Annotated in this window: 8 protein-coding genes; 4 read left to right on the forward strand and 4 right to left on the reverse strand. The window is 74.1% G+C overall.

What is annotated here, in order from left to right; all coding sequences use genetic code 11:
- Window positions 1-132 precede the first annotated feature (132 nt).
- Both HCN56_RS08075 and HCN56_RS08080 read left to right on the forward strand, forming a co-directional pair.
- Window positions 133-1,851, forward strand: a complete 1,719-nt coding sequence (locus HCN56_RS08075) for a (2,3-dihydroxybenzoyl)adenylate synthase (RefSeq protein WP_167968812.1) — start codon at window positions 133-135, stop codon at window positions 1,849-1,851.
- Entirely contained in the window at window positions 1,848-2,120 is a 273-nt protein-coding gene (locus HCN56_RS08080) for a ferredoxin (protein WP_167968813.1), read from the forward strand. The genes HCN56_RS08075 and HCN56_RS08080 overlap by 4 nt, the downstream gene beginning before the upstream one ends.
- Window positions 2,121-2,351: 231 nt before the next feature.
- Here HCN56_RS08080 and HCN56_RS08085 read toward each other — a convergent pair whose 3' ends face one another.
- The 4 genes from HCN56_RS08085 to HCN56_RS08100 are packed head-to-tail and all read right to left on the reverse strand — an operon-like array spanning window position 2,352 to window position 7,115.
- Entirely contained in the window at window positions 2,352-3,809 is a 1,458-nt protein-coding gene (locus HCN56_RS08085; protein ID WP_167968814.1) for an ABC transporter ATP-binding protein, read from the reverse strand.
- On the reverse strand, window positions 3,806-4,627 hold the full coding sequence (locus HCN56_RS08090; RefSeq protein ID WP_167968815.1) for an ABC transporter permease: 822 nt from the start codon (window positions 4,625-4,627) through the stop codon (window positions 3,806-3,808). Before HCN56_RS08090 ends, HCN56_RS08085 begins: the two co-directional genes overlap by 4 nt.
- Window positions 4,624-5,604 (reverse strand): ABC transporter permease, encoded by a 981-nt coding sequence (locus HCN56_RS08095; RefSeq protein ID WP_312871126.1) that lies wholly within the window; start codon window positions 5,602-5,604, stop codon window positions 4,624-4,626. The genes HCN56_RS08090 and HCN56_RS08095 overlap by 4 nt, the downstream gene beginning before the upstream one ends.
- On the reverse strand, window positions 5,601-7,115 hold the full coding sequence (locus HCN56_RS08100) for an ABC transporter substrate-binding protein (protein WP_312871127.1): 1,515 nt from the start codon (window positions 7,113-7,115) through the stop codon (window positions 5,601-5,603). The genes HCN56_RS08095 and HCN56_RS08100 overlap by 4 nt, the downstream gene beginning before the upstream one ends.
- A gap of 226 nt (window positions 7,116-7,341) precedes the next feature.
- Here HCN56_RS08100 and HCN56_RS08105 point away from each other — a divergent pair, with 226 nt between their 5' ends.
- Both HCN56_RS08105 and HCN56_RS26280 read left to right on the forward strand, forming a co-directional pair.
- Window positions 7,342-8,187, forward strand: a complete 846-nt coding sequence (locus tag HCN56_RS08105) for a class I SAM-dependent methyltransferase (protein ID WP_167968817.1) — start codon at window positions 7,342-7,344, stop codon at window positions 8,185-8,187.
- A complete protein-coding gene (locus HCN56_RS26280; RefSeq protein WP_245246376.1) occupies window positions 8,184-8,534 on the forward strand; it encodes a chorismate mutase family protein in 351 nt (116 codons plus the stop codon). Before HCN56_RS08105 ends, HCN56_RS26280 begins: the two co-directional genes overlap by 4 nt.
- The last annotated feature ends 141 nt before the right edge of the window (window positions 8,535-8,675 follow it).

Raw genomic sequence — 8,675 nt, forward strand, 5'->3', positions numbered from 1 at the left:
TCCAGTCCTCCCTCGCCCAGCCGACAGTATTTCAAATGACAATCATGTTCAAGTACCTTAACCTAGTCACACGATGCCGAGGGATGCCACCGACGCTCACCACACCCGCCGCACCGACCGCGGAGAGGACGCATGACCACGACCCCAGCGACGACACCGGACTCACCCGAGGGACAGCATCGGCCGCCCTCCCCCGACTGGCCCGGCTGGCCCGCGGAGACCGGGGAGCGATACCGCGCCGCCGGGTACTGGCGAGACGAGTTGCTCGGCGACATTCCGGCGCGCCAAGCCGCCCTGCGGCCGGACGCGATCGCGCTGGTCGACGGCCCCCGCCGCTGGACCTACGCGCGGCTGGCGGCGGACGTGGCCGAACTGCACGGCTCCCTGTACCGGCTCGGGCTGCGCCGCGGCGACCGCGTCATCGTCCAGTTGCCCAACCAGGCCGAGTTCGTCCTGCTCTGGTTCGCGCTCCAGAGGCTCGGTGCGGTGCCCGTCCACGCGCTGCCCGGACACCGCCGGCAGGAGCTGACCCACCTGGCCCGCGTGACCGGGGCGGTCGGCTACGTCTTCCCCGAGCGGCACGCCCGGTACGACCACCGCCGGCCGGCGGCCGAACTCGCCGCCGCCCACCCGGCGCTGAAGCACACCGTCGTCGTGGGCGACCCGGGCGGCCACGTCGGCATGGTGCCGTTCGCAAGCCTGCTGGGCGGTGAGGCGCCCCGCCCCGTGCCAGCGGAGGCGCCGGTGGCCGCCGACGACCTCGCGCTGCTGCTGTTGTCGGGCGGGACGACGGGAACACCGAAACTCATCCCGCGCACCCACCAGGACTACGGCTACAACGCCCGCGCGGCAGCCGACGTCTGCCGGCTGGGGCCCGCCTCGGTGTACCTCGCGGTCCTGCCGATCGCTTTCAACTTCACGATGAGCTGCCCCGGAATCCTGGGCACCCTGCAGGCCGGGGGCACCGTCGTGGTCTGTCCGAGTCCGGACCCCGCCACCGCGCTGGCGCTGGTCGACCGGGAGGGCGTGACCATCACGGCCGTCAACCCGCCGCTGGTGCCGCACTGGCTGCGTGAGGCACAGGTGGGCGGACACGACCTGTCCTCCCTCGCTGTTCTCCAGGTGGGTGCCGCGCGGTTGGCCGACGACCTCGCCCGCCGGGTCGGCCCCTCGCTCGGCTGCCGGCTGCAGCAGGTCTTCGGTATGGCGGAGGGGCTTCTCAACCTCACCGGCCTCGACGACCCGGACGAGATCGTCTGCACCACGCAGGGGCGACCGGTCTCCCCCGGTGACGAGGTGCTGCTGGTCGACGGTGACGGAACACCCGTGGCCGAGGGACGGACCGGAGAACTGCTGACCCGCGGCCCCTACACGCTGCGCGGCTACTACCGATCACCGGAACTCGCCGGCAGCCACTTCACCCCGGACGGCTTCTACCGCACCGGCGACCTGGTGCGCAGACTGCCCACCGGACACCTGAGCGTGGTGGGCCGGGCCAAGGACCAGATCAACCGGGGCGGGGAGAAGATCGACGCCACCGAGGTGGAGGGCCACCTGCTGGCCCATACCGCGGTGGAGGCGGCGGCCCTGGTGGCCGTGGCCGACACCGAGCTCGGCGAGCGATCGGCGGCGTTCCTGGTGTGCAACGGTCCGGCCCCCTCGGTGCGGGAACTGGCCCGCTTCCTGCGCGACCGCGGACTGGCCGCCTACAAGGCCCCGGACCGGGTGCACGAGGTCACCGAGCTTCCCCTCACCCCGGTGGGGAAGATCGACAAGAACGCGCTGCGGCAGCGGCTGCAGGAGAACGGCACCCCCGACGCCGCCGGTGGCGGGCCGGGGCGGAAGCCGTGACCCCGGAGCCGTCGTCCGCCCCGCCGGCGGGGGCCGCCGCGCGTGTCCTCGTGGACCGCACCGCCTGCGTCGGCTCGGGCCAGTGCGTGCTGGCCGCGGAGTCCGTCTTCGACCAGAGCACCGAGGACGGCCTGGTGGTGGTGCTCACGCCCGCCCCGGGTCCGGGCGAACTGGACGACGTCCGCGACGCGGTGGACCGCTGCCCCGCCCGGGCCATCGGGCTGTCGGGCGACCGCGGCCCCGCACTCGGCGACGGGCCCCCGGCGTAGGAGCGCGCCGCGCCGGTGATGCGGGCCGCCGTCCGGACACCCCGCGGCCCGGCCGTGCCCGCCGGCGACCCGCGCCGCTCAGAGCGTGTTTGAGACCCCGCGTCGGATCAGCTCGCGGCGACGGATGCGTCAGCTGCACGCCGGAGGGGCGCCCTCATACCGGGTTGTATTCGGGCGTTCCCGACAACGCAGCAGATGGCCGTAGCCGGCGTCGCGGCCCGGCGTGGGGTCTCAAACACGCTCTCGGTCCCGGTGGCGGACGGCCGGCACCAGCAGGCCGTGCCGCAGCTCCAGCACCCGGTCGGCGGTGGCGGCGACCGCCGCGCTGTGGGTGATGAGCAGAACGGCGAGGTCCCGCTCGGTCCGCAGTTCCGCCAGCAGCGCCAGCACCCGCCGCTCGGTGTCGGGGTCGAGCGAGGCGGTCACCTCGTCGCAGAGCAGCACCTGCGGTGCCGCCGCGAGGGCGCGCGCCAGGTTCACCCGCTGCCGTTCCCCGCCGCTGAGTTCGCCGGGCACTCGCCCGGCAGACGCGGCCGGTAGCGCGACGGCCCGCAGCAGCTCAGCCGCGGGCTCCGGAACGAGACCGCGCCGCAGAGCGGCGCGGCGCGCCCGGCGCAGCGCGACGGCGACGGTCTCCCGCGGGTTGAGCGCACCGCGGCTGTCCTGGTCGACGTGGGCCACCAGCAGCCTGTCACCCCCGCGTCGGCGGGTGACGGGCCACGGGCACGGCTCCTCCCGCAGCCACAGCCGACCGGCGTCCGGCGCCAGGCCGCCCGCGAGCACCCGCGCCAGCGTCGTCTTCCCCACTCCGGACGGCCCCATGACGGCCACGCACTCCCCCGCACGCAGTTCCAGGTCGGTCCCCCGCAGCACCGGCTCGGCCCCGTGTCCGGCGGTGATCCCCTCCGCACGCAGCAGCGCGGCACCACCTGGGCGGGGCGGTTCGGCAGACCGGCGGGGAGAGGCGGCAGGCGCCGGAGCCGGCGGTGAGAAGGGCCGGGCGGGGCGGTCCGACGGTCCGACGGCGAGGCCTCCCTTCTCCATGGCGAGCCGGCGGGTCGTCACCTCGGCGACGATGTCGTGATCGTGGCTGATCAAGAGCATCGCCACTGCGCCGGTCCCCCGACGCAGCAGTCGGACGAGGTCAGCCGCGGCGCGGGGGTCCAGGCCGCTCGTGGGTTCGTCGAGCACGAGCAGTTCCGCCCCGGCGAGCAGGGCGGTGGCCAGCGCGACTCGCTGCGCCTGCCCTCCCGAGACCTGGTGCGGGAAGGCCCGCGCGAGGCCGGGGTCGAGCCCGAGGCTGCCCATGACCGCGTCACGGGCAGGTGCCAGTCCCGCCCTCGGCACACCCGCCCGGCGCGCCGCCCGGTCCAGGAGCCACCCGATCCTTCGTTCGGCGGGCAGGGCGCTCGCGCAGTCCTGCGGCACGTAGGCGGCGGCGCGGCCCCGGACCCGGCGCGCGCCGGCGGCGGTGAAGGGATCGTGGCCTGCCACCCGCACCGAACCTCCAGTGCGGGCGATACCCGTCCGGGTGTGTCCGAACAGGGCGTGAGCCAGGGCAGTCTTGCCGGACCCGGAGCGGCCCACCAGGCCGACCCGTTCGCCCGGGCGGATCGTCAACGAGCAGTCGGCGAGCACCGAGCGGTCGGCGGAGGTCAACTCCAGCCGCGTGACATCGACGAGGCTCACAGGACTGTCCTTTGCTGGGAGGGCTGCGGACGGGCGGGTGCGGTGAGGCGGTCGGCGAGCAGCGTGGTGCCGAGTGCCAGCAGCACCAGCAGGAGCGCCGGGGTGAGCGCGGCCCATGGCTGGGCGGCGGCACCCGCCGCGTTCTCCCGGACCAGCCGGCCCCAGTTGGCCTCGGGGGCGGGGGCACCGAGCCCGAGGAATCCCGCGGTGGCGCAGAGTTGGGTGGCCGCGATGAAGCGCAGCCCCGCCTCGGCCCACGCCTCGCGGGCGATGTTGGGCAGGATGTCGCGCCGGGCCACGTCGAGTCTGCCGTCGCCGCGCGCCAGCGACGTCCGCACGTACCCGAGTTCGGTGAGCCGTGCGGTGGCCGCGCCGATGACGCGCACCGAGAACGGGAGGCTGACCAGGGTCACCGCGATGAGCACGGCGAGGTCGCTGCCGGGGCTGCCTGCGGCTATCAGCAGCACGACCAGCAGGCCCGGGACGGCCGCGACGCCGTCGACCAGCCGCAGCAGCCAGGTGAGGGGGCCGCGGCGGGCCAGGCCGGCGAGGGTTCCGATCAGCAGCCCCACGGCGCTGCCGAGCGCGGTCGCCGCCAGTGCCTGCAGCAGCAGGGTGCGCCCTCCGTGTGCCGTCCTCGCGAGGACGTCCCGCCCCAGAAAGTCCGTGCCCAGCAGGTGGCCGGCCCCCGGAGGCTGAAAGGGCGCGGCGATCCGTTCCGTCGGGGAGGACAACGGCAGCCATGGCCCGACCAGCGCCAGTGCGGTGACGAGGACCAGGGGCACGAGCAGCAGCAGCCGCGGCCCGGCGCGGGTCACCGGAGCCGCCGCTCGCCGCGGCCGCCGGTCACGGCCGCGGAACGTGACCGCACGTCGAGCAGGCCGGACACGAGGTCACCGAGAAGGAGCACCAGCAGGGCGGTCCCGGCGAGTGCCAGGCCGAACCCCTGCACGACGGCGGTGTCCCGATAGGCGACGGCCCGCGCCAGCTCACTGCCGACCCCGGGGTAGTCGAACAGGGTCTCCACCACCAGACTGCCGCCCAGCAGACCGGCGGTGGTGACCGCGAGCCCCTGGACGGCGGGGGCGGCCGCGGCCGGCAGCACGTAGGACCAGGCGAGGCGAAGCCCCCTCTCGCCGGAGAGCCGGGCCTGCTCCACCGCGGGGCTCTCCGCCGCGGTCGCCACCGCGGCCCGCAGCAGTCGCGTGGCGATCCCCACTCCCGCAAGGAACAGGCTCGCTACGGGCAGGACCAGCGCCTGCGGATGCTGCCACGGGCTGTCACCCAGCGGGATCAGCGACACCGCGGGAAGCAGCCCGGCGCCGTGGGCGAACACGGCCAGCAGGACGGTCGCCAGCAGAAACTCCGGCAGTGCCAGGAGAGTCACGGTCCCCGACGACACCAGGCGGTCCACCGGCCGCCCCGACCGCAGACCTGCCGGCATTCCGAGCATCGTCGCGGCCACGGCGATGCACACGACTGCGGTCGCCACCAGCAGTACCGAGCTCCCGAACCGGGAGGCGAGCATCTCACCCACCGGCCGCCCGGCCGCGGCGGACCGACCCAGGTCGCCGGTGAGCGAGGCCCCCAACCATGCCAGGTACCGCTCGACGACGGGCCGGTCCAGGCCCAGCCTCTCGCGGAGTTCGGCCCGCTCCTCGGCGGTGGCGTCCGCGCCCGCTGCCGCGCCCGCCGCGTCTCCGGGCAGCGCGTCGGTGGCCAGGAACAGGGCGGCCGAGAGCACTGCCATGGTCGCCAGCGCGGTGCCGAGACGCGCCAGGAGGAAGCGGGTCACGCCGAAGCGAGACGCGCGGCGGAGAGGTCGGGGAACTGGAGGTGGCGCACGCCGCTGAGCCGGTCGGTGTGGGCGTCCACCGTGGGGACGAACACGGGGATGATCTGGTTGCCCTGCTCCCACAGCAACCGCTGGGCGCGATGCGAGGCATCGGTGCGCTGCGCCGCGTCAGGTGCGCTGCGAGCCGTCGCCACCAGCGTGTCGACCTCCGGGAGGGCGCCCGGTGTGTGGTTGGCCTCGAAGGGGGCGGGCGGGTTGTAGCCGGCGGCGAAGGGGAGCTGCTGGTACGCCTCGTAGTCCGCGTAGAGCTGCCCCGCGGGCAGCTCCACCAGGGTCGCCCGCACGCCGATCTCGCGCAGGTTCTCGACGACGAGGGTGGCCGTCTCGACCATGCCGGGGAGTTCCGGCCCGGCGGTCAGTTCGACGGACATGCCGTCGTGACCGGCCGCGCGCAGCAACCGCCGCGCCTCGTCCGGGTCGTGGGAACGCTGCTCCAACGAGGAGTCGTAGCTCGGGAAGCCGATGGCGGGCACGTCGTTGCCGATCGCGGCCCGTCCGAAGTAGACCGTGTCGACGATGGCCTGACGGTCGACCGCGAGGCGGAACGCGCGGCGCACCCGCTCGTCGCGGAAGGGCTCGTGCTCCAGGTTCATCTCGAAGCGCAGGTTGGAGAGGTAGGGCGCCTCGCCCGCGCTGACCGTGAATCCGTTCTCCTCGGCGAGTAGCTGGGCGCTGTACGGCGACACCCCGCTGACGAAGTCGGCGCCGTCACTCCGCAGGGCGTTGACGCGGGCTTCGGCGTCGTTGACGGAGAGCAGGTGTATCTCGTCGGGTCCGTTCTCTTCCCCGAACCAATCCGGGTTGCGGCGCAGGACGGTTTGCCGTCCGGGCTCGAAGCCCTCGATGAGGTAGGGGCCGCAGGAGGGGGTGGCGGGAGTGAACTCGGTCGTGCCGTCCTTGATGACCAGCATGCTCTGGCAGAGCAGCAGCCGTCCGTCGGCAATGGGGGTGACGGTGGGCAGCCGCAGGGTGCGGGCGTCGGTGGTCTCCGCGGCGGCGAGGTCGAAGCCGCGTCCGACGAGCCGGGTGAACGGCAGCCCCTGCAGGGCGTCGGGGGCGCGGAGGGAGTACAGCAGGTCGTCGGAGGTGACCGGGGAGCCGTCCGAGAAGCTGATGTCATCCCGCAGCCGCAGGGTGTAGGAGGTCAGGTCGTCGTCGACCTCGATCGACTCCAGGGCTCCGAGGCTGACGCCGTCCGGCTGCGCCGGGTCGATGGCGCCCAGCGGTGCGTGGACGAGGCGGGCGCGCACGAAGTCGAGCGCGGTGGGGCCCACGAAGTAGTTGAGCGTTTCGGCCGATCCACCGCCGGCGAACGCGGCGCGGAGCGTGGTTGCGGCGCTGCTCCCGGCAGGAGCGTCGGGCTTGGCCGAGCAGGCCGCCAGCAGACCGGACAGGCCGACCGCGGCCACGGCTCCGATCCCCAGAAAGCCTCTACGGGACAGTTCACTCACGGTGGTTCCTTGCTGCTGTGGGCGGTACGGGCTTCTCGGTGAGGAAGCCGAAGGGGCACGAACCCCGGGGGGCGACGCTGCGCCGGGGCGCCCACGGGCGGACGGGTAGCGCGGCGACGCGACGGCGGTCACCGGCCGGTTCGCCATCTCACCGGCCATCATATGCAAACCATAATCGTTTTCAATACGGTTTACTTGAAAACGATGTTCAGATACTCTGCCGTCCATGGCTCATGGCGAAGAGGTCGGAATCATCACGTACTTGCAGGTCAACAGGGCTTTCATGGCCCCCGTGGTCGAGCAGGCCGTCGCCCGGCTGGGACTGGAAGAGCGACGACGCGTCCTCGACGTCGGCACCGGGGCGGGAGGAGGCCTCGTCGCGCTCGCCCGTGCCACGGGCCCGGAGGGCCGGGTCCTGGCCGTCGACCGCAACGAGGACGCCCTCGCGCTTGCACGCGGCCACGCCGAGGCGGAAGGCGTCCTCGAGCGCGTGCATTTCGAGCCGGCGGATCTCATGCGGGTCGCTGCCCGAGCGGCCGCGGGCGACCGGTTCGATGCGATCTGGGCCGGCGACGTCATCTGGCCCGGCAACGTCCCCGATCCCGGACGGGCCGTCGCCGAACTGGCGGACTCGTTGGCTCCGGGCGGCGTGCTCGCCCTCTTCACCAGCAACTACTACAACGCCACGTTCCTGCCCGGCCACGCACAACTGGAACGCCGGCTGCTGACCGCATCCGAACTCAACTGGGGCATCCCCGCAGACGGGCCGGACCACTATGCCCGGCACGTGCACTGGATGCGCGCGGCGGGCCTGACCGACGTGCGGCTCCACGTCCTGCCCCGGATCGGCTTCCCGGTCGATGACGACCCCACCGTCCGCCCCTACCTGGAGAGGATCGTCTGGCCGGAGCTGCTGGCCGCGGCGCGCTCCAGAGGACGGGAAGCGGGCATGAGCGACGACGACCTGGCACGGGTCGAGGCGCTGCTGCGACCCGGCGGGCCGGAGTACGTCGTGGACGAACCGGGCTACTACCTGGTGCACCCGGCGCTGCTGGTCACCGGCGTCCGTTGAACCGGGAGACCGGCCGCGGCCCAGCCCCTGCCGCCGTCCGCGCGGACCGCCGGGCGCGCGGCGACCGCCTCGCGCACGTACCGCTCACGGAGGCTGTCCCGGCGCCACCCCCGGGCGAGACGGCGGCGGCACTGCAGTCGCGCATCGAGGCGCTCGACGAGGCCGTCATCGACCTGGTCCGCCTGCGGACCGACGCCGCCCGTGCGTTGGCGGCGCAGCGCCGGACAGCCGGGCTGCCCGCCGTCGAACTGGCCCGCGAGAACGCGGTTCTGCGGCGCTATCACGCCGCCTTCGGGCGCGGCGGCGCCGCCCTCGGGCTGCTGCTGACCGAGTGGGGACGCCGGTAGCTGTGAGCGGCGCGCGCCGCCCCGGCGCGCCCCGGGGGGCGACGCCCGCCGACAGTCGGCTGCCCGCGGCGGTCAGTCGGCCGGGCCCGGTCGCCGGTCAGGTTCCGGCGCGGTCGGCGCCACGGGCGGGCGCTCCCGCCC

Origin of the sequence: Streptomyces lonarensis, assembly GCF_012033735.1 — a bacterium.
Classification (GTDB): Bacteria; Actinomycetota; Actinomycetes; order Streptomycetales; family Streptomycetaceae; genus Streptomyces; species Streptomyces lonarensis.